Source organism: Gemmata obscuriglobus, assembly GCF_008065095.1.
GTDB lineage: Bacteria > Planctomycetota > Planctomycetia > Gemmatales > Gemmataceae > Gemmata > Gemmata obscuriglobus.
Genome location: NZ_CP042911.1, coordinates 1809195 through 1830924 on the forward strand (window position 1 = coordinate 1809195; position 21730 = coordinate 1830924).

Here is a 21730-nt window from a genome sequence, read left to right on the forward strand (position 1 = left end):
CCGCGCTCCTCGTGCGGGGGGGAGGCGGAACGCCCGGCCGATGCAACATCGGCCTGTCGCCCAAAAACAACCAACACACAGAATCAACAAAGTAAGTGCCATTGGGCCGGAGGCCCGCGCTCCAGCGCCTCGTCGTGCGGTGCTCCCGGTACGAGCGGATGTAGCGGGGGGGGATAGCGTGGTGCCAACGGCGGCAGCCGACTGGTCACCGACGGGACATCTCTACCCCGTCGCTGGGGGGCCGCTACCACGAAATGCGCGCCCCGTTCCGGCGTCATACCCCGGGCGACGGCCGACATCAGGCCCGGTGCCATCTGGATAATGGTGGCGCAGCGTCGGGTACAATCAGTCCGCGCCGAGCGATTCAAATGGCGGGGGGTGTCATGTCTCGTTCAGCACGCAGAGGCTTGAGCCTCGTTGAAGTTCTTGTCGCCATCGCCATCGTTGTGATCCTGATCGGCCTGCTCATGCCGGCCACGCGGCGTATCCATGAGGCAGCGGGGCGTGTGAAATGCCAGAATAATTTCAAACACTTGATACTGGGATTACATAACGCGCACGACGTGAGCAGTTCCGTGCCGATGTTGCCGTGGGTGAATCGCCGGAGCGAGCCGTCGTTCCCGCCGGGGTGTTTCGGCCCAGGAGCGGCACCCGAAGAGCGGCTCAGTTGGATGGTGGCCTTACTGCCACATGTGGAACAGGAATCACAAGGAGCACTGTACCGGCGGTTCGATCGCGAGAAGGGCTATGCGGCGAATCTCCCTGCGGGTCAGACTTCGGTGACGGCGTTTATCTGCCCCTCATCGCAGGAAGCAACTACGGTGGCCGGGTTGACCAACTACGTCGCGATGGCCGGGCTCGGTTCGGAGGCCGCGTCCCGACCGGCGGGCGCCGCGGGCAACGGGTTCATGGGGTACGACCGCGTTACTCCGATCTCGATGATTAAAGATGGCACCTCGAACACCATCGCGCTGACGGAAACGCGCGTCGGCCTCGGGCCGTGGGCGCGCGGCGGTCCGTCGAACCTTCGCGGGTTCGAGTCTGCCGAATTCTTGAATCACGCAGAAGGGCGTTCCCGTTCGAACGTGCCTCACGGTATGAATGTCGGGATGGCTGACGGCTCGGTCCGGTTTATTGGGCCGTGGACCGATCCGAAGAAGCTGGTCGCCGCGATCACGATCGCTGGCGGAGAGACGACCGAACTGGATTGAACATTGCCGTGCGATATCACATTCTCACGACGGCCCTTCGCTGTCTCGCGGTCGCGCTGATTCTGCGGGTGTTGGTCACGATTTTGGCCAACTACCCCGACTACTTCCCGCCCAACTTCGACGCCCTCTTCCTGCTGGGGCGTGAGGAGACGTTTACCGGCGCTTATCGGGTGGCGTTTTACGTCCACATCTTCTCCGCGCCGGTGGTGCTGCTCGGCGGGCTGATTTTGCTGAGCGAACACGTGCGCCGACGGTACGACGGGTTGCATCGTGTGTTGGGGCGGGTTCAGGTGCTCGTGCTGCTGACGCTGATGTTGCCGAGCAGTGCGGTGATGGCCCCGCACGCCTTCGGTGGCTGGTGGGCGGGTGTGAGCTTCTTCGTGCTGTCGGCTCTGACTGCGCTGTGTGCCGTCGCGGGTGTTATGGCCGCGCGCCGCGGCCGTTACGACCGGCACCGCCGCTGGATGCTCCGCTGCTTCGTGCTGATGTGCTCGGCGGTGGTACTGAGGCTGATATCGGGTGCGGCGGGACTGATTGGAGTATCGAGCCCCGAAGGCGCGTACGTCGTCGCGGCGTGGAGCAGTTGGGTCATTCCGCTCGTGCTCTACGAGATTGCGGAGCGGTTGGTCAGACGAGGTTCGATGTTCACAGCGGGTCCGACGGCGGGAACATGGACCGCAGCAGCCGCGCCGAGAGGTCGAACTCGGGGGTGAAGCCGAGTTCCACGTTCGCCACCGTGCTCACCCGGATGTGCATCGACTTCACCGGGCCGATCGGCTGGCCGTCGATGAACCCGCGGATCGGCCGCTTGCCGTTGAAGTCCAGCGTGGTGAACGACACGTGTGCCGTCTCCGGGAGCGCCACCGGCTTCCAGAACCGCGGCCGGAATACGTTCGACCCCGCCAGCGTGAACACCGGAGCCGTTAACGGAACCGAGGTCGCCCCCATCGCACGCGCATACGCACTCGAACCGGCCGGCGTGGCGACCAACAGGCCGTCGCCCACCACCCGCGGCACCTGCGTGTGCCCGTCCACGTCGATTTTGAGCCACGCCGCTTGCCCGCTGTCGCGCTCCACCCACGCGTCCGCGAACGCCAGCGACTGCACCCGCTTGCCGTCCGGCAGTTCGGCGTCCACGCGCATCATCGGCATGCGGTACAGCACGATTTCCGTATTTTCCAGCGACGGCGGCAGTCGCTCGTTCATCAGAAACCCGAGCGTGCCCGCGTTCAGCCCCAGGAACGGCAGCCGCAGCCGCCAGTGGTCGCGGATCGCCTGGAGCATCGTCCCGTCGCCGCCCAGCACGAGGATGTGCGTCGGGTCGGGGGATTCGAGGTGGCGGAACGGTTCCGCCGCCCGCAGCGCCTTCTCGCTCCGGTCCGCGGCCACGATCTTCAGCCGCGGACCGCTCAGGTGCACGCGGGTCTCGCGTGGGATCGTCAGCCCCGTGAACAGGTGGTACCGCCGGATGTACTCGTCCACCTGTTCCGAAACGTCGGGGCGGGCGTTCCCGTGCTGGAACACCCGCAGCCGGATGTCGGCGGTCGCGATGTGCCCGTCGACCGCGAGGAGCTGGCACTTCGGCGGCAGGTCGTCGGCGTCGGGGGCGGCCCCGGGTGGGTGCAGCACCACGAACCGGCGCGTCGCCCAGGCGTCGAGCCCGAGTTCCCACTTGTTGTGGATGGCCGACTCGCTCGCCCGCCCGCCGGTGACGAACTCGGCCGGAACCACGTGCCACAGCTCGCCGCGGTCGCCCAGCAGGTCGTCGAGCGAGAAGTGGGGGGTGAACGTGGCGTCGTCGAGGTCGGACAGGTCGACCGTGACGCCGGGCACGTCCTTGAACGCGAGGTCCGTGAGGATCGCGCGGTGGACCGGCTTGGCGTGCTCGACCTCCGGGCCGTCGCACCGCGGGCCGGACGGTCGCACGATCACCTCATCAAACCCCTTCTCGCGGAGCAGTTCGACCACCTTGCGGTGGTACGTGGTGGGCGGGTCGAAGCTGCCCGTGAACACGGCCACCTTGCGCGTGGGCTTCGCCCGCGCGGCCGGCCGGTCCACGTGGCGGCGGGCCGTTCGGGCCAGCACCGCCGCCGCCGCGTCGAGCGCCGGGAGCGCGAGGAGCGCGCCGAGCCCGTCGGGGGAACCCCTCCCCTCGATCACACGCGCCGCAGTGCCCGGCGCGACCCGCTCGGCCACGTGCGCCCCGGCCCGCGCCGGGGCACCGGCCGCCAGCACCGTCAGCCCCAACTCGCTCGCTTTCGCGACGAGCCCCGCGAGCGCCGCGACGTCCGACCCGCCGACGGCCCCGAACACGCCCATCGGGTCGTCGGCCGGCTCGTGGAGCGCGAGCACCCGCTCCGCCACGGCCGCGCTGTCGGCGCCGATGGCGTCCGCGGCGAGCACCCGGACGCCGGCCGCGTGGGCCAGTTCGGCTTCTTTCTGGCCGGCGGAGAACGCGGCCCGGAACTCGTCGGCGGTGAGCGCCGGCCCGGCCCCGGCGTCGCCCGACCCGGAGCGCGTCTTCCGGCACCGGTACCGCGGCGATTCCGCCAGCCCGTCGCACCACGTGCCGACGTCCACCACGATCAGCTCGGTGCCGGTCGCCTTCGCGAGAACGGCCGTCGCCGAGGCGCCGGAGGTGAGGTCATGAATCGCGTCGCCCACCCGGCTCTCGGCGTCCGGTCCGTGGTCCGCGGCGAACAGCACCAGCCGCCGCGGGCTTGTGACCGGGCGGAGCGTCCCCTGGGCGCGGCACAGTTGCTCCGCGACCGCCATCAGCTCGCCGAGCCCGCCCTCCGGCGCGGCCAGCGCGGCAATGTGATCGCGGATCTCGTTCTGCGTCGGGTTCGACATGCGGCGGTACCGTGCGGAAACGGAACACGCCCGATTGTATTCAGGGATGTGCCAATGCAACCGGGCGCGACGAAGTTGAATGCGCCGGTGCGGGCCGGGGATGGCTCGCCGCCCGCACCGGCGCGTCGGGTGTTACTCTTCCAGCTTGGCCTTGAGCGTCAGCTTCTTGCCTTTGCGGTCCACGACGATGTCGATCGTGGTGCCGATCTTCTGGGCGCTCATCGCGGTCATGTACGCGCCGACGTTCGGCGTCGGCTTGCCGGCCACCTCGACGATGATGTCGCCGTCCTTCAGCCCGGTTTTTTCGGCCACCCCGCCGGGGGTCACGCCTTCGAGGCGCATGCCTTCCCCTTCGTACATGTAATCGGGCCGCACGCCGAGCCGCGGCCCCTGCGGGCCGCGCGGCGCCTCGGTCGGGTCGCGCCACGGGTCGCTCACGACCTGGAACTTCGGCGCCGCGCTCCGTGTCGTCAGATCGTCGGCGAGCGACTGGGCGAAGTCCGCCGTCTTCTTCAGCCCCTCAATATTGATCCGCTCGGGCACGTCGGTCGGCCGGTGGTACTCGCCGTGCGTGCCGGTGTAGAGGAACAGCACCGGAACCTTCTTCCGGTAGAACGAGTCGTGGTCGCTCGGGCCGGTCCCGGCCTTCTGCGCGCTCACCCGGAAGTCCGACTTCGCGCTCACCTGGTCCACGAGCTTGTCGAGCCCGGTGCCGGTGCCGGTGCCGTACACGACGAGGCGGTCCTTCTTGCCGAACAGCCCGAGCCAGTCGGCGCTGACCGGTTGCGTGCGGCCGATCATGTCCATGTTGATCATCGCCACCGTCTTGTCGAGCGGGAACAGCGGCTCCTTGCAGTAGTGGATGGAGCCGTACAGCCCGCGCTCCTCGGCGGTGAACGCCACGAACACCAGTCGCCGCCCCTGGCGGTTCTTGGCCGCGCCGTACCGGCGGGCCAACTCCATCAGGCCCGTGGTGCCGCTCGCGTTGTCGTCGGCCCCGTAGTGGATCTTCCCCTTCCCGTCCTTGGCGAGGCTGCCCCAGGAGCCGTACCCGACGTGGTCGTAGTGCGCGCCGATCACCACCGTTTCGTCCTTCAGCGGTCCGGAACCCTCCAGCACGCCGACGATGTTCTTCACCTTCAGGTCGGTCCGCTCGACCGTCACCTCGGCGCGGGCGGTCCAGTCGGCGACGGCGAACGAGCGCGGCTTCAGGTCGCCGCCGATGGCCGTTTCGAGGTCGGTCAGCGACTTCCACGGCCCGCCGGCGAGGACTTCATCGATGACCGCGCGCTTGACCATCACGACCGGGATGGTCGCGGGGGTGGTGCCGGTGGCGTGGAGGGGGTACGGCGCGAGGGCGTCGGTCTTCCCGGCGGCCCCGGCGTCGTTCACCATGATGACGCCAGCGGCCTTGTTCGCCTGCGCCAGCTCGATCTTGGTGGCGAACGCGGCGTGCGTGCTGTCCTCGCCGTCGGGCACCGTCGTGTCGAACCGCTTGTCGCCCTTTTCGTTGTAACGGGGGGTGCGGCGCAGGATCACGACGAACTTCCCCTCAACGTTCTGGCCCGCGTAGTCGTCGTACTTGAGGGCGGGGGCGGTGATCCCGTACCCGACGAACACGAGGCCCGCGTCGGCCTTGCTCGTGGGGCTGAAACCCATCGCCGTGAAGTCGGTGTTGAGCTTCAGTTCCTTCTTGGCGTCGTTCGGGCCGGCGATCGTGAGCGAAGTCGGTTTGGAGAGCTTCGCCGACATGGTGACGGTAAACGGCTGGAAGTACGACCCGTCCTTCATGGCCGGCTTCAGGCCGGCGGCCTTGAACGTCTCGGCGACGTAGTCGGCGGCCTTCTCAATGCCCTTGGTGTCGATCCCGCGGCCCTCGCACTCCGGGCTCGCGAGGAAGAAGATGTCCTTGCGCATCCGCTCGAGGATCGGGTTGTCGAGCGGCTTTTGGGCCTGGGCCGAATGCACGAGCGCGAGCACCGCGGTCAGTGCGACGGCCCCCGCGAGCGGGCGGAACAGGGAAGACATACCGTGTGATCCTTCAATAAAGGCGGGGCGGGTTCGGTGCGTTCGGGAGAGGGATTTCTGGGCGCTATTATGCGGCACCGGCGCAACTGCGGGCAAGTGGCTGCGTCTTCCGAAGGTGGTCGGGGGCGCGGGCCGAAGGAAACGCGAAAGAAAATCCGAAACCGCGCGAACCCGCCCTTGGAGCTTGTGTCTGAGAGGAGTAACCGCACCGGGGTTCTCCGGTGGCGGGTGTTTCGTTAGAAATGGAAACTGGGAAAAGCGGTAAGAGTCGGTTGCCAGACGGTCGCGGGGCTGTTAATCTTACAGACCGTGACCGGTGACTCCGGCTCATGTCCTTTTCCCAAACCCTGAACCCTTAATTTCCTCTAACTGTTCGAGATGACTTCTTAATTCATCCTGGGTGCGGCGCTCAACCGCATCACAACGTTCGACGGAGGTGTGCGATGGCCCTGAACAACCTGACGACCGTGACGACGAGCACCGCGATTGTGGCCAGCGTGAAGCTGACCGCGACGGCGGCCGATCGCCTCGGTCTGGGGTTCGCGGCACAAGCCTATCCGTCGGACAACCTGTCCCCCAATCCGGCCTCCGAACAGGACCGGTCACGGCAGGAACAGTCCGCGGAGCAGATGCGAAAGCAACTGCACGAGGGCGTTCCGGCAGTACCCCCGGTACCGAAGGCGGTCGGATGTCTACCCCCTGGTACCCGTGCCGTCGTCTCGTGGCAAACAGCTACGAAACCGTGCCGGACCCACTGGGCCACAGTAAGCGTCGCCAGAACCCGAATTAGCCGCGACTGCCAATCGCCGGCTCGGGTCTGCGACAAACAGAGCTTACTGAGGCAAGTGGCCCCGGCGGCGACCGCCGGAAAGTGAGGTGGCTCCTGGCTTAAACGCAATTTCGATTCGGATTGACCCCGTGAGCCGGCCCATCGGCTCGGATGCACAACCGTAGTCGCAGTGCGTTTTGGCGCAGAGCCACAACACAACCAGAAGTCCGAACTTAACACGCTGGTCCCGGAACGGGTGCGAGTGAGACCTCGTCGGGTCGCACGGTGCGCCGGTGACACGAGGCAGACGAAGGCCCGCGCCTTCAGTCGCTTCGTGGCCCTCACCGCCGCATGTGACCTCCCACGGTCGATCGCTCACCCGTTCTGAGGATGAAAAGCCGCCGAGCTTTCGAGCGTGATCGACCGACGATGCGTCGCGCCGGTGTCCCTTTGATGCGCAAAGGGGCGGCGCCCGTGCAGCCGCGTAGCTTCTGCTGCGCCGGTCGCACGGGCCACAGGTGCGGGTCGGGGTCACGTTTTCGGAAGCGCCCGGAACATCGGAACACGCCGGCTCCCCTTCATCTGATCCGGGGAGAGCCGCGTTCCGACGTCCGGTGTGCCGCGCCAGCGACAACGGGACAGGATCGGGGCAGGAACCCAATCATGAGCTGGACCGAAATCACTGTGCTGGTTGAGAAGGCGAAGACGGGCGACCGGGAGGCGTACGGGGAACTGGTCACCCGGTTCCAGAGCAGCGTGTACGCGATGGCGCTGGGCCGGGTGCGGGACCCGCTCGAGGCGCAGGAGCTGGCGCAGGACGTGTTCGTTCACGCGATGCGGAAGCTGCCGCAGCTCCGCGACCCGCGGTGCTTCGCCGGGTGGCTGCGGCGGATCACGGCGCGGATGGCGATCAACCGCCTGACCCGGCGCGGGCCGCTGTTCGGCACCGACCCCGAGATGCTCGACGCCGTCGAGGCGCGGACCCGGACCGCCGAAGAGCAGTTCGCGGTCGGCGAGGCGGTGGAGCAACTCAAGGGGGCGCTGAGCGAGTTGAAGCCGCTGGACCGGCAGACGCTCGAGGCGTTCTACATCCGAGGCCGGAGCCTGAAGCAGATCGCGAAGGAGTTCGCGGTCCCGACGGGCACCGTGAAGCGGCGGCTGCACGTCGCCCGGCAGCGCCTCAAGGAAGTGCTGGAAGAGATCGACCCGACGCTGGCCGAGAAGTTCGCCGGGGTCGAGGACGAGGTCGAGGCGGTTGGCGTCTGAGCGGCCGCGTTCCGATCCTGAAGTAGCGGCCCGCGGCGCCGGTGGTTTTCACCTCCGGCGCCGCGGGCCGCGTCATTTTCCGCTACTGACATCAGCCGACCGGCGGCGGGTTGCGCTCGACGAACCCGCGCTGGTGCCAGTACGGGTACGGCAGCGTTACCGCGCTCGCCTCGTCCAGTCGCTTCACCTGGTCGGGTGTGAGGTTCCAGCCCACGGCGCCGAGGTTGTCGCGTAACTGCTGCTCGTCGCGGGCGCCGATGATGACCGTCGAAACGGTGGGCCGCTGGAGCAGCCAGTTGAGCGCGATTTGCGGCACCGTTTTGCCGGTCTCCTTCGCGATCACGTCGATCGCGTCGACAACCTTGTAAACGTACTCGTCGGTGAGCGGCGGCCCCTTCTCGTTGCTCAACTGCGAGTTCAGCCGGCTCGTCTTCGGCAGCGGTTGCCCGCGGCGCATTTTGCCCGTGAGCCGGCCCCACCCGAGGGGGCTCCACACCACCGCGCCCACGCCCTGGTCGAGCCCGAGTGGCATCAGCTCCCACTCGTAGTCGCGCCCGACCAGCGAGTAGTACGCCTGGTGGGCGACGTACCGCGACCAGCCGTAGTAATCGGAGGTGAGGAGCGACTTCGTCAGGTGCCAGCCGGAGAAGTTCGAGCAGCCGATGTACCGGACCTTGCCGGCCTTCACGAGGTCGTCGAGCGCGGACAGTGTCTCCTCGACCGGTGTGGTCGCGTCGAACCCGTGCATCTGGTACAGGTCGATGTAGTCGGTGCCGAGTCGCTTGAGCTGCGCCTCGCACGACCAGATCAGGTGGAACCGCGACGAGCCGACGTTGTTCGGGCCGTCGCCGAACCGGAACGTGGCCTTCGTGGAGATGAGGACTTTGTCGCGCCGCCCCTTGATCGCGGCGCCGAGCACCTCTTCGGCCAGCCCGCCCGAGTAGATGTCGGCCGAATCGAACATGGTGACGCCGGCGTCAAGGCACACGTCCACGAGCTTTGACGCGCCGGCGGCGTCGGTGCTGCCCCACGCCTTAAAGAACTCGTTGCCGCCGCCGAACGTGCCGGTGCCCATGCTCAGCACCGGCACCTTGAACCCGGACCGGCCAAGCTGACGGTATTCCATTCTGCGTCCTCAACGGGGTTTAAGGTGGTGGTTATACTATGCCGCCCCGTACTGCCTTACGAACGCAACGCCGGGACGGGATGAGCCCGGCCCGGCGCGCGTGTTCGGCGTTAACTTCTTAACCTGGGGCGCGGAGCACTCACAGTACCGCGACGGCCGCGAAGAACTTCGCGAAGGCGAAACCTCGACCCGAGCGGTAGCTCCAGACCGCCTTCGCGAAGTTCTTCGCGGTCGTGAAAGCGGTGCTGAAGCCGTGCTCCCCCGAGGAGGATGTGGAGGAAACAGCCCGGCTGACGCAACATCAGCCTGTCGCAGCGCAACGAGCTAAACGCTGAAGCCGAGTCCGCGCATCGTACCGTTTTTCGCTTCCCGTCGCGAGTGGTTCCGTTCAAAGTGTGGTTGCGGCCCGTTACTCCCCTTCGGAGCCCCCGACATGCTCTCCCGCTCGTGTTTTGTGGCCCTGTTCGTTCTTGTCGTTGCGGTGCCGCTCGCCGGGGCCGAAGAGCCGACGGCAAAAGTGGTGAAATCGCACGGGTACTCGGAGGCGATCGAACTTGGGCTCGGCAAGACGCGGGCGGTGTTGTGCCCGCAGGCCGGCGGCCGCGTGCTGGAGTTCTCGACCGGCGGTGTCGATGCGATGTATTTCGACGAGGCCGAGAAGGGTTGGCAACCGGGGCGAACGATCCCGATCACTGCGGGCCGGTTCGATTACGGCCCGGAGCTGACCGTCCGTCCGCACCCGAAGGCGTGGGCCGGTGAGTGGAAGGCCGAGGTCACCAGGAGCAACGGTGCGAAGCTCACCAGCCCGCCCGAGGACGCCGGCATTCAGGTGGTCCGCGAGTTCAAGCTGATCACACACAACCGTTTCGTCGGACTGTCGTGCTCACAGACCCTGACCAACACCTCGAAAGAGGTCCGCGAGGTGTGCCACTGGGGGCGCTCGTTTTCACCGGGCGGGGGCATTTGTGTGGTTCCGCTTGGCGACCGCCCGAGTCGGTTCCCCAGCAAATACGCGATGTACGAGGACGGCGCCGTCATCAACGTGCGCACGAAGGACGACAACATCCGCGAGCGCGACGGGTGCCTCGAGATCCTCGCCCCGCCGCGCAAGCCCAAACTCGGGTTCGACAGCTACGCGGGCTGGCTCGCTTACGCGATGCCGAACGACACCCTGTTCGTGAAGCGGTTCAAGACGTTCCCGGATCGGGTGTACAACGAAGCCGCGGGGCTCACGCTTTCAGTGTGGTATCCGACCGGGCCGCGGATCGAACTGGAGCCGATCGGGCCGCGCGAGCGGTTGAAACCCGGCGAGTCCGCTTCATTTACGGAAGAGTGGTGGGTGCTTCCGCACCCGTTCCCCAAGACGGGTCAGCAACTCGATCTGAAGGCGCTCGCCGAGCAGGTCGCGAAGCAAACTGCCACACCGAACTGACGCCGAGCCCGGGCCGCTCCGAAGGAATCTTATCATGCTCCGCAGCTTTTCCGTTTTCGCACTCACACTTGCGATCCCGCTGCCCGCTAAAGCCGCACCGCCGAACGTCGTGCTGCTCGTGGGCGACGACCAGTGCTGGACCGACTACGGGTTCATGGGCCACGAACACATCAAGACCCCGCACCTCGACAAACTCGCACGCGAGTCGCTTCTCTTCAAACGAGGATACGTGCCGAGTAGCCTGTGCCGGGCCAGCCTCGCGACCATGATTACGGGCCTTTACCCGCACCAGCACAAGATCACGTCGAACGACCCGCCCCTTCCGAAGGGACTCACCGCGGCGCAGGCGAACAAGGATGACAGCTACCTGAAGCTCCGCGCGGACATGGTGGCGCTCTTCGAGGCGTCGCCGGACCTGCCGAAGTTGCTGGGTAAAGAAGGGTACGTCAGCTTGCAGGTCGGGAAGTGGTGGGAGGGGAACGCCTGCCGGTGCGGGGGCTTCACCGAGGGCATGACGCACGGCGATCCGCTGAAGGGCGGGCGGCACGGCGACGAGGGGCTGAAGATCGGCCGGCAGGGGCTCCAACCCGTGTTCGACTTCCTCGATAAGGCCAAGAAGGACCAGAAGCCGTTCTTCGTGTGGTACGCGCCGATGATGCCGCACACGCCCCACAACCCGCCCGAGCGGCTGTTCAACAAGTACAAGGAAAAGACGAAGTCCGAGTTCGTGGCGAAGTACTGGGCCATGTGCGAGTGGTTCGACGAGACCGTCGGCGACCTGCTCGGGAAGCTCGAAAAGAGCGGGCAGGTCGAAAACACGCTGGTGATCTACCTGCACGACAACGGGTGGATTCAGGACGAGATGTCCGCGAACTTCGCGCCGCGGTCGAAGCGCTCACAGTACGACGGCGGGTTGCGCACGCCGGTTTTGATCAAGTGGCCGGGGCACACGAAGCCGGGCACGAGTGACCACCTCGCGAGTTCGATCGATCTGGCGCCGACGATCTTGCGCGCGGCCGGCGCCGAACCAACCAAGGACATGCCCGGAATCGACCTGCTCGACCCGCAACGGGTCGCGACCCGCCACACCCTTTACGGCGAGGTGTTCGAGCACAACGCGGTCGACATCACCAAACCGAGCGCCAACCTCCGGCACCGGTGGATCGTGGACGGGCACTGGAAACTGATCGTTCCGCACGAGCCCAACGTGAAGGGCGAAGGAGCGGAGCTGTACGACCTGTCGAAGGACGCCAACGAGAAGGAAGACCTGGCCGCGAAACGGCCCGAGAAGGTGAAGGAGTTGACCAAGAAGCTCAATATCTGGTGGAAGCCAGAGTGACGCCGCAGGATGAGTTGCGGCTCATCCTTGTCTTCTCTTCGCCCCGCGCACGGCTTCCGCGGTGAGCGGGTCGTCGGGCCAACTGTGCTTCGGGTAGCGGGCGCGGAGCTCCTTCCGCACGATCGGGTAGCCGTTCCGCCAGAAGCTCGCGAGGTCTTCGGTCACCTGCTGCGGTCTGTAGTTGGGGGCGAGCAGGTGCAGCAGCACCTTTCTGCGCCCGCGCCCGACGGTGGGCGTTTCGGTCAGCCCGAACATCTCCTGAATCCGTGCCGCCAGTATTGGCGGGCGGCCCTCTTCGTACACGAGCTGAATGTGGCTACCGCTCGGGACTTCCAGGTGTCCCGGGGCCTCGCTTTCCACCGCCTGGAGCTGCTGGTAGGTTAGGCACCCCCTGAGGAAGTCGAGCCACGGGCCGTTCCGCACGTCCGCGAGCGACCGCCGGTTACGGCACAGCGCTTCCAGGGCCTCACGCAGGTCGGCCGCTTCGAACGCCGGGAGATCCAGCTCCGGCACCCATTCGCGCAGGCACCGCACGCGGGTTCGGAATGCGCCGGCCGGAGAATCGGGCGCCGGTAGCACCTTTTCCAATCTTTCCGCGGCCGCGCGGGCGAGCACGCTCGCGGCTTCGCTTTCGTCCGCAATGTGTGCGTTGAGTTCGTCCAGCAGGAGGTCGCCGAAGCGAGTCGCCTTGCGGGCCGCGAGCCGCTCGGTCTTCTCGTCGAAGGTGATCTCGATGCGCGTGGAAACCCGCTCTGCGGGCAGCCACTCGCGTTCCACGCCGGAGGCCTGCCGGACGAACGAATCCGTCCCGCCGGCGTCCACATCGACACACACGAACAGTTCGGGTTCCGACACCCCCGACGCGGGGGCGAGCCGCACTCCGCGCCCGCCGACGGTGACCGCTTTGGTGCTGCCGGGCTCGCGCCGCCGCGCCAGGCGATCCGGGTACGCCGCGAACACGCACTGAAGGAGGGCGTCGTCGGATGAAGGCAACCCACCCCCCGGCCCCCTCCCTGAAGGGAGGGGGAGTTTGGACACTCCGCTCAGCAAACTCGATTCGCGAGACGTTCCGGAAATGCCTTCTCTCCCCCTCCCTGAAGGGAGGGGGTTGGGGGGGGGGGGCCTTTCCCGACCAGCCGCGCGAGCTGATCACGCACCTCCAGCACCGCGTAAGCGCCGCCGCGGTGCAACCGGCCAAGCGGGCCATCGAGCCGGCCCCGGGCCTCGAACGCTTCCAGGGCTTCCACGCGATCGAGCACGTCGGACACGGTCGGCGGCGCGGTCCGTACCGGCGGTCCCGAGTCGAACTCGCGCAGGAACGGGTCGCGCTCCGAGAGCAGCGCCGCCGCGAGTGCCGCCCGCGGCGCGCACCCGAGCCGCTGACCTTCGAGCAGCAACCGCCCGAGCCGCGGGTGAACCGGAAGCCCCGCCGCGATTTCGCCCAGAGGAGTAAGGGCGCCGTTGACGAACAGCCCGAGCTGGTCGAGCAGCTTCAGCGACTGCTCGACGGCCTCTTCGGTCGGTGCGTCGAGCCACGGGAACTTGCGCACGTCCGGTTCGCCCAGCGCGGCGAGCTGGAGCACCGCGCCGCACAGGTCCACTCGTTTGATTTCCGGCGCGGCCTGTTCGGGTCGCGCGCGGTGACCGGGCTCGTCCCACAGCCGCACGCACACGCCCGGCGCGGTGCGCCCGGCGCGCCCGGTCCGCTGGTCCGCCGACGCGCGGGCGATCGGCACCAGCCGCAACCGGTCCATGCCTACCGACGGCTCGAACTCCATGACCCGGGCCAGCCCGGAATCGACCACCGCGGTCACACCGTCTACCGTGACCGATGTCTCCGCGACGTTGGTCGCGAGCACCACCTTCCGCCGGTCGAGCTTCTGAAGTGCGCGGTCCTGTTGCTCGGGCGGGAGGTCGCCGTGGAGGGGCAGTACAAGGGCACCGCTCTCGCGGGCGAAGGAGTCCAGTTCGTCGGCGGTTTGGCGGATCTCACGCAGCCCCGGCAGGAACGCGAGCACATCGCCGCTCTGGGTGCCGAGCAGGTCGCGAACCGCGTCCGCCACTGCTGTGTGTACCGGCGTGTCGCTCCGGCGCGCCCGGTAGCGCACCTCCACGGGAAACGTGCGCCCCTGGCTGTCCACCACGGGGCAGCCGCCGAGGTACGCCGATACCGCCGACGGGTCGACCGTCGCGGACATCACCACGACATTCAGCTCGGGCCGGACGTTCTCGCGGATGAGTCGCGCCATGCCGAACGCGAGGTCGGCTTCGAGCCCGCGCTCGTGGAACTCGTCGAACACGACGCCCGCGACACCGTCCAGGAACGGGTCGTCGTGCAGCCGGCGCAGCAGCACCCCCGGCGTCACGACGAGCACCCGCGTCCGGGCGGAGGACTTCTTGTCGAACCGAACCTGATAGCCGAACGTGTCGCCGAGGGGCGAGTTGTCTTCGAGCGCCATGCGCCGGGCGGCGGCGCGGGCCGCCACCCGGCGCGGCTCGAGCATGAGCACGAGTCCGTTCCCGGCGAGTCCGCTGTCGATGAGGGCGGGGGGCACGCGGGTGGTCTTACCGGCGCCGGTCGGGGCGCGGAGCACCGCGGCCCCGCTCGCTCGCAGCGCGGCGAGCAGTTCCGGGAGCGCGTCATCAATGGGGAGTCGGTCCTTCGGCATACCCAAAGTTTAGCAGCCCCGCGCCGCGGGGCGCCACATACACTGAGCATCGGTACCCGTTATCCCAGGAGCGCGCCACAGGTGAACCGTCGCTGGCTGCTCGCCGCCGTCGCGGCGCTGGCCCTCGCTCCGCCTGCCTTCGGGCAGGACAAGAAGGGGCTGCGGTGGGGCACCGATCCGACCGGCGGCGCGCCGTTCGTTTACAAGGAAGGCGACGCGTTCGTAGGGTTCGAGGTGGAACTCGCCGATTATTTGGCGAGGGAGCTGGGGCGGACCAGCAAAATGGTGCCCGGGGACTGGGACAAGCTGCCCGAGCTGCTCGGCAAGCCGCCGGCCGAGAACGGCATCGACATCGTCCTCAACGGCTACGAGCTGCGCGAGGACCTCGAAAAGGACTACCCGTCCACGGTACCGTACTACGTCTACAAGCTCGCACTTGTAGTCCACAAAGACAACGCCAACACCATCGCGGGCTGGGCCGACCTCGGCCGCGAGAACGACGGCGGGGGTAAGCGTTCGGTCGGCGTGCTCGGCGGCTCGGTGGCGCACAGCTACCTGAAGAGCAAGCGGTTCGGGGACCGGATCGAGTTGGCCATCAACCCGGACGTCGCGACCGTCGTCGGGCTGGTCGAGCAAAAGCGGCTCGACGCGACCGTCCAGGACACACCGGCCGCGCTGTATTACGTGAAGCACGGCAAGGGCCTGATGCTGGCCGATGAGCCGCGTAAGCCCGGGTTCTACGTCATCCTGACGCGCCGCGAAGACAACGAATTGCGCGAGCGGCTCAACGCGGCCATCAACAAAGGCATCAAGGACGGGACGCTCAAATCGATCTACGAGAAGTACGGCCTGTGGAACGAGGACCAGGAACGGCTGCGGTACTGGACCGAACAGCCGTGGCCGCCACCGTTCCTGCCGGACGAAGAAGCCGGCACGGCGACTGAAACGGGCAAAGCGGATTGGGGAAAGTTGCTCTCGGAGCTGCTTCGGGCGGCACGCATGACCGTGTTCCTGGCGGTCACGTCGTTCCCGCTTGCGATGCTGGTCGGGGTGCTAGTGGCGCTCGGCCGCGTGTACGGTCCGTGGCCCCTTCGAGTCCCGCTCGGGGTGTACGTCGAGGTGCTGCGCGGCACGCCGCTCCTGTTACAACTGTACTTCGTGTTCTACCTGCTCCCCCTGCTCGTTTCGAAGTATTTGGGGATCACGCTCCCGAACGAACCGATCCTGTTCGGCGTTCTCGGGCTGGCGATCAACTACTCGGCGTACGAGGCCGAGAACTACCGGGCGGGGTTGCTCGCGGTGCCACGCGGGCAGATGGAAGCCGCCCTCGCGCTCGGGATGAGCCCGCTGACGGCGCTGCGCGTGGTGATCGTACCGCAGGCGGCACGGATCGTGATCCCCCCCGTCACCAACGACTTCATCGCGCTGTTCAAGGACACCTCCGTCTGTTCGGTGATCCTCATCGTGGAGCTAACGCGCAAGTACAACGAGCTGTACAATTTCAACCGCGAGTACATCTTCCAGTTGGCGTTCTTGACGGCCGGGCTGTACTTGCTCATGAGCTACCCGCTCGCGGTGCTGGCCGGGTTTCTCGAACGGCGCCTCGGGACCGCGAGCGGAGGGAGCCGGTGATCCGAGCCACCAACGTCACGAAGTTCCGGGGCGACACGCGCGTGCTCGACGGCGCCTCGATCGAGGTGCAAAAAGGGCAGGTGGCCGCCCTCGTTGGTCCGTCCGGCGGGGGGAAGAGCACGCTGCTCCGCTGCATCAACGGGCTGGAGGAGTTCCAGGAGGGCGAGATCGCCGTCGGGGCCTTCGCGCTTCGGGGCGGCGAAACGCCCCCGCGTGACACGCTCCTGCAACTGCGCCGCACGGTCGGGATGGTGTTCCAACAGTTCAACCTGTTCCCGCACATGACGGTGCTGAAGAACGTCATGAGCGGCCCGGTTCACGCGCTCGGTCGGGCGAAAGACGAGGCGGAAGCGGCCGCGAAGAAGTGGCTCGACCGCGTCGGGCTGTCCGACAAGCACGACGCCCGCCCGGGCCAGCTGTCGGGCGGGCAGCAGCAGCGCGTTGCGATCGCGCGGGCGCTTGCGGTTAACCCCGCGGCGATCCTGTTCGACGAGCCGACCAGCGCCCTCGACCCGCGGATGGCCGCCGAGGTGATGCGCGTGATCGACGACCTCGCCGGCGACGAGCAGTTGCAGGTGGCGATGGTCATCGTGTCGCACGACATCCCGGCCGTGAAGCGGATCGCCGACGTGGTTCACGTGCTCGAAAAGGGCCGGGTGGTCCACTCCGGCCCGGCGGCCGAAGCGTTCGCCCCGGGCGGCCCCGCCGCGGCGCTGGAATAGCGAAACCCGTAGCGCCCGAAACAACAGGTGTCAGAAGGAAATCGATATGTCCGCTACGACCGCACAGCGACTGATCCGCGTCGGGCACAGCCCGGACCCGGACGACGCGTTCATGTTCCACGCGCTCGCCAACGACAAGATCCCGACCGGCGACCTGAAGTTCGTTCACGAGCTGGTGGACATCGAGACGCTCAACCGCCGGGCGCTCACCGGCGAGCTTGAGGTGACCGCGGTCAGCCTCCACGCGTACAGCTACCTGCTCGACAAGTACGCGCTGCTGCCCACCGGGTGCAGCATGGGCGACAAGTACGGCCCGATGGTCGTCGCCCGCAAGCCGCTCAAGGTGGAGCACCTGCCGGACCTGAAGCTCGCCGTTCCGGGCACGCTCACCACCGCGTTCCTCACGCTCAAACTGCTGTTCGAGTCGATCGGGGCGCAGGACAAACTCACTTACGACGTGGTCCCGTTCGACGAGATCATTCCCGCCGTGGCGTCCGGTAAGTACGACGCCGGCCTCATCATCCACGAGGGCCAGCTCACGTTCCAGAACCAGGGCCTGCACCTCGTTACCGATCTCGGCGTGTGGTGGCACGAGCGCACCGGGTTGCCCCTGCCGCTGGGCGGGAACGTCGTCCGCAAGGACCTCGGCGCCGAAACGATGCGCGAGGTGAGCCGGCTCATCAAGCAGAGCATCCAGTACGCGCTCGACCACCGCGAAGAGGCGCTCCAGTACGCCCTCACGTACGCCCGCGACATGGACGTGGGGCTTGCGGACAAGTTCGTCGGCATGTATGTGAACGAATGGACGCTCGACTACGGCGAGCGCGGCCGGGCGGCGATCCGCAAGCTGCTCGGCGAGGCGCACCGCGCCGGCGTCATCCCGAGCCCGGTGGAACTGGAGTTCGTGGAGTAACCGGTTCCGCCCGCCCGCACTTCTGGCGCCGGGCCAACGGCCGCGAGCTTTGGCGCGTTGGTTCCGGTCGGCTGCCGGCCCACCCTCAAACCGTTTTCACTTGACGGACGCTCGCGGCTCCTTCAGCATCTACTCAACATCCATTTGCGCGACTCTCCCGCATGCGCCGCCGCTTGTCGCCAAGCCCAGGTGAACTGATGCCCGTTTTGAAAACCGCCTGCCCGGAGTGCGGCGCGAACCTGCGCCTCACCGTCGAGGGCGATGGGGACCACGAGGTCACCTGCCTGAAGTGCGGCCACGAGTTCGCGGTCGCACTCGAGTCCGACGAGCCCCCCCCGGCAAAGGCGGGCACCAAGGAGAAGGCCAAGAGCGGCGCGAAGGCCGGCTCCACGAACGTCGCGCCCAAAAAGAAGAAAAAGAAGCCGGCCGAGGCTGAGAGCGGCGGGAACCAGAAGCTGATCGTCGCCGGCGCCGGGGCCGGCCTCATTCTCGTGCTCGGTCTGGGGCTCCTGGTCTACGCGGCCACGCGGACCAAGGACAAGACCGTACAGAACACCGACACCCCACAAATTGCGACCCAACCGCCGGGCGGCCCGAAACCGGTTGCCCCGCAGCCGGGCACACCGAGCGCCACCCCCGCACCCAAGCCGAACCCGAGTGTTCCGCCCAAACAGGGTAACACCCCGAACCCGGGCACGAGCCCGCCTCCGAAAAAGAAAGAAAACCCGGAGGACGCGGAACTGGCCACCATGCTCCCGCCGCCGCCGAAGGTCCGTGTCAACGGGTCGATGGTGCCGGCCACCAAGCCGCTGGTGGTGGCGCCCGCGGTCCCGCCGCTGGCGCCGGACGAGGACCCGTTCGTGCGGGCACAGAACTTCAAACCCGAGGGAGCGCTGCCCGCGCTCGCGTCGCCCCCCAAGAGCGGCGGGCGGCCGCTGCTCACGCTCGACGCCGGCGGGCACACGGGCATCGTCGGCAAGGTGTTCTTCACCCCCAAGGGGGACCGCGTCATCACCGTCGGCGAGGATAAGGCGGTGCGGTTCTGGGACCCGGTGTCCAACGAGACCGTCAAGACGATCCGGTTCCCCGCCGGCCCGGGCAAGGAGGGCTCGCTCCAGGCGGCGGCCATCTCGCGCTCGGGGAAGCGGCTGGCGGTGGCCGGGCACAAGCTGGCCGGGGTGTCGAGCGGCCGGGTGCCGATCTACGTCATCTCGCCCGAAACGGGCAACCAGCTCACCCGGATGGACGCCGGCAGCGGCGACGCGGTCGGCGCGCTGCACTTCTCGAACGACGGCAACCGGCTGGCGGTCGGCGGCGACGACGGGGTGCTGCAACTGATGGACGTGTCCAGCGGGCGCGAGCTGGGGCGCACCGTGCCGCACCGCGGCGGGATCGTCGAGGTGCGGTACAACCCGAACCCGCGGGTGAACGTCCTGGCCAGCCTCGGCACGGACCGGACGGTCAAGATCTGGGACTTCGCGCAGAACCTGACCACGCTCGTCAGCATCGGCGGGGTGACGCCGTCCTGCCTGGCCTGGAGCAACGACGGGCAGGCGCTGGCCCTGGGCACCACCACCGGCCAGATCCTGATCGTCTCGAGCCAGGGGCGGCTGATCCGCGAGCTGCCGCCGGTCCTGGTGGAGAAGCGGCCCGTGGCGGTGTCGCAGGTGCTGTTCGCGCCCGGCGACCAGGAACTGGCCGTCGGCGGGGCGGCCAACGGCCGGGGCTGGACCGGGTTGGTCTCGGCCTACAGCGGGGGCCCGCGGGTGACGGTCCCCGGCCACAGCAACCGGGTCAGCGCGGTGGACGTGTCGGTCGACGGCCGCCGGGTCGTGTCGAGCGGCGGCAACCAGCACGAGACGTTCGTCTGGCAGGCGGACGACGGCGCCGTGCAGCACCGGCTGATCGGCACCGGACACGGGGTGTGGGCGGTCGCATGGGCGAAGGACGGCAAGTCGATCGCGTGGGGCACCCGCAACGAGCGGAACGAGGCCAACGTCGGCCCGCTGGAGCACACGTTCCGGCTCGACGAGTTCGGCCTGGGCAGCCCGCCCGACCCGTCGAAGTACACGCAGACGGTGAACAGCGACGAGCACGTGACGCTCGACTACCGGCAGCGCGTGTTCATGGTCAAAACGACCGGGCGCGACCCGGTGCTGGCACGGCTCCCGGGCGGCGAGCCGATCTACTCGGCCAGCGTGCTGCCGAAGGGGAACGCGATCCTGGTCGGCGGGGTCGAGAGCCTGTACCTGATCAGCCCGATCAGCTTCGACGTGAGCCAGCAGTTCGTGGGGCACACCAGCCACGTGCTGAGCGTCACACCGTCCCCGGACAGCCGGTACTTCGCCACCGGGTCGGCCGACCAGACGATCCGCATCTGGCAGCGGAACCGCGAGGAGCCGGTGCTGTCCATCTTCGTGGCCGGGCGCGAGTGGATCGCCTGGACCCCGCAGGGGTTCTACGCGTGCTCGCCCCAGGGCGAGCAGCTCATCGCCTGGCAGATCAACGCCGGCAACGTGAAGTTCCCGCAGGTCCACCCGGCCGGGCGGTTCCGCCCCACCATGTACCAGCCCGCGGTGCTCAAGTACCTGATCCCGGCCGGCGACCTGAGCAGGGCGCTGGCGATGGCCCAAAAGTACGACAAGGCCCTGATCCAGACCACGAACGTGGCGGAGGTGCTCCCGCCCGAGGTCACCCTCGCCGACTTCACGGAGGGCCGCGAGCTGAAAATGGACAAGGCCAAGGGGACGCTCACCGTGCGGGCCACGGCCAGCAGCCCGAGCGCGAAGCACCCGGTCACGGCCATGCGGCTCCTGGTGGACGGGCGCCCGTTCAACGGCGCGGCCGGCGTGAAGCGGTTCGAGAACCCGCAGCCGACCGCGGAGGCGACGTGGGAGGTGCCGCTGGCGCCCGGCCCGCACACGGTCGCGGTGATCGCCGACTCGCCCGTCAGCAAGGGTATGTCGAAGGTCGGGCAGGTGCTGCGCGACGGCGAGGTCCCGAAGCCGAACCTGTACGTGCTCACGATGGGCGTGGCGGCGTACCCCGGCAAGCTGAAACTCAACTACAGCGCCACCGACGCCGAAATGCTGGCCAAAGCGTTTCAGGAGAAGTCCCGGGGCACCTTCGACAAGATCGAGGTGAAGGTACTGACGGACAAGGCCGCTAGCCGCCAGGGCATCCGCGACGGGCTGACGTGGCTCAAGTCGAAGATGACCCCGCAGGACGTGGGCATCGTGTCCTTTTCCGGGCACGGCTCCCGGGACCTGTTCGGTCGCTTCTACCTGGTCCCGTTCATCGAGTCCGACCCGACCGCCGACGAGAGCGAGTGGGCGCTGTCCGGCGACGAGTTCAAGAAGCGGCTGGAGGACATGCCGGGGCGGCTGGTCGCGATCCTGGACGCGTGCCACTCGGGCTCGGTGGCCGAGAAGGACGGCCCGCCGCAGGCGGACTCGCTGGTCCGCGACCTGACCGCCGAGGACTCCGGGGTGATCGTGATGTGCGCGTCGCTGGGCCGGGAGTACGCGGCCGAGAGCAAGATCTGCAAGGCCGGGTTCTTCACGCTGGGGCTGGTGGAGGGGCTGAGCGGGCACGCGGACGTGGACGGCGACGGGGTCATTTACATCCACGAACTGGACATGTACGCGACGGCGCGGGTGCGCCAGTTGAGCGGCGGGCTGCAGAACCCGACCCTGGGGCGCCCGTCGGCGGTGAAACCGTTCGTGATCGCCAAGCCCGGGAAACAGGCCGCTCCGTGACCGGAACGGCGC

Annotated in this window: 15 protein-coding genes; 10 read left to right on the forward strand and 5 right to left on the reverse strand. The window is 67.8% G+C overall.

Annotated features, from left to right (window positions below; genetic code table 11):
* Positions 1–383: 383 nt before the first annotated feature.
* Together GobsT_RS07535 and GobsT_RS07540 are read left to right on the forward strand one after the other, a co-directional pair.
* On the forward strand, positions 384–1211 hold the full coding sequence (locus GobsT_RS07535; RefSeq protein WP_162097389.1) for a DUF1559 family PulG-like putative transporter: 828 nt from the start codon (positions 384–386) through the stop codon (positions 1209–1211).
* 8 nt (positions 1212–1219) lie between these two features.
* Entirely contained in the window at positions 1220–1924 is a 705-nt protein-coding gene (locus GobsT_RS07540; RefSeq protein WP_232068340.1) for a DUF2306 domain-containing protein, read from the forward strand.
* Here the strand turns inward: GobsT_RS07540 and GobsT_RS07545 are convergent.
* Entirely contained in the window at positions 1857–4064 is a 2208-nt protein-coding gene (locus GobsT_RS07545; protein ID WP_010046540.1) for a nicotinate-nucleotide--dimethylbenzimidazole phosphoribosyltransferase, read from the reverse strand. The two genes, GobsT_RS07540 and GobsT_RS07545, sit on opposite strands and share 68 nt — an antisense overlap.
* 132 nt (positions 4065–4196) lie before the next feature.
* The gene (locus GobsT_RS07550; protein WP_109571228.1) at positions 4197–6092 is read right to left on the reverse strand and encodes a M28 family peptidase; all 1896 of its coding nucleotides are present in this window, start codon (positions 6090–6092) and stop codon (positions 4197–4199) included.
* A gap of 443 nt (positions 6093–6535) precedes the next feature.
* Here GobsT_RS07550 and GobsT_RS07555 point away from each other — a divergent pair, with 443 nt between their 5' ends.
* Both GobsT_RS07555 and GobsT_RS07560 read left to right on the forward strand, forming a co-directional pair.
* The gene (locus tag GobsT_RS07555) at positions 6536–6967 is read left to right on the forward strand and encodes a hypothetical protein (RefSeq protein ID WP_148087646.1); all 432 of its coding nucleotides are present in this window, start codon (positions 6536–6538) and stop codon (positions 6965–6967) included.
* Between the two features lie 557 nt (positions 6968–7524).
* Positions 7525–8127 (forward strand): RNA polymerase sigma factor, encoded by a 603-nt coding sequence (locus tag GobsT_RS07560; RefSeq protein WP_109571227.1) that lies wholly within the window; start codon positions 7525–7527, stop codon positions 8125–8127.
* A 91-nt stretch (positions 8128–8218) separates the two neighbouring features.
* On the opposite strand, the gene GobsT_RS07565 is transcribed toward GobsT_RS07560, so the two are convergent.
* Positions 8219–9253: an aldo/keto reductase gene (locus tag GobsT_RS07565; RefSeq protein WP_010041844.1), complete on the reverse strand. Its 1035-nt coding sequence runs from the start codon at positions 9251–9253 to the stop codon at positions 8219–8221.
* Positions 9254–9686: 433 nt separating this feature from the next.
* On the opposite strand from GobsT_RS07565, the gene GobsT_RS07570 reads away from it, so the two are divergent.
* Both GobsT_RS07570 and GobsT_RS07575 read left to right on the forward strand, forming a co-directional pair.
* Positions 9687–10685, forward strand: a complete 999-nt coding sequence (locus tag GobsT_RS07570) for a hypothetical protein (protein ID WP_010041843.1) — start codon at positions 9687–9689, stop codon at positions 10683–10685.
* 34 nt (positions 10686–10719) lie between these two features.
* Entirely contained in the window at positions 10720–12024 is a 1305-nt protein-coding gene (locus GobsT_RS07575; RefSeq protein WP_010041842.1) for a sulfatase family protein, read from the forward strand.
* 21 nt (positions 12025–12045) lie between these two features.
* Here the strand turns inward: GobsT_RS07575 and GobsT_RS07580 are convergent, their stop codons facing one another.
* Positions 12046–13017 (reverse strand): ATP-dependent helicase C-terminal domain-containing protein, encoded by a 972-nt coding sequence (locus GobsT_RS07580; protein ID WP_162542173.1) that lies wholly within the window; start codon positions 13015–13017, stop codon positions 12046–12048.
* Between the two features lie 50 nt (positions 13018–13067).
* Positions 13068–14693: a helicase-related protein gene (locus tag GobsT_RS07585; RefSeq protein ID WP_109571225.1), complete on the reverse strand. Its 1626-nt coding sequence runs from the start codon at positions 14691–14693 to the stop codon at positions 13068–13070.
* Positions 14694–14774: 81 nt separating this feature from the next.
* Here GobsT_RS07585 and GobsT_RS07590 point away from each other — a divergent pair, with 81 nt between their 5' ends.
* The 4 genes from GobsT_RS07590 to GobsT_RS07605 all read left to right on the forward strand — a co-directional run bounded on the left by GobsT_RS07590 (position 14775) and on the right by GobsT_RS07605 (position 21718).
* Complete coding sequence (locus tag GobsT_RS07590) at positions 14775–16325, forward strand: ABC transporter substrate-binding protein/permease (RefSeq protein ID WP_010041839.1); 1551 nt, start codon at positions 14775–14777, stop codon at positions 16323–16325.
* Positions 16322–17047 (forward strand): amino acid ABC transporter ATP-binding protein, encoded by a 726-nt coding sequence (locus GobsT_RS07595; RefSeq protein ID WP_010041837.1) that lies wholly within the window; start codon positions 16322–16324, stop codon positions 17045–17047. Before GobsT_RS07590 ends, GobsT_RS07595 begins: the two co-directional genes overlap by 4 nt.
* A gap of 46 nt (positions 17048–17093) precedes the next feature.
* The gene (locus tag GobsT_RS07600) at positions 17094–17960 is read left to right on the forward strand and encodes a menaquinone biosynthesis family protein (protein WP_010041833.1); all 867 of its coding nucleotides are present in this window, start codon (positions 17094–17096) and stop codon (positions 17958–17960) included.
* Positions 17961–18157: 197 nt separating this feature from the next.
* Positions 18158–21718, forward strand: a complete 3561-nt coding sequence (locus GobsT_RS07605) for a caspase family protein (protein WP_010041830.1) — start codon at positions 18158–18160, stop codon at positions 21716–21718.
* Positions 21719–21730: the final 12 nt, after the last annotated feature.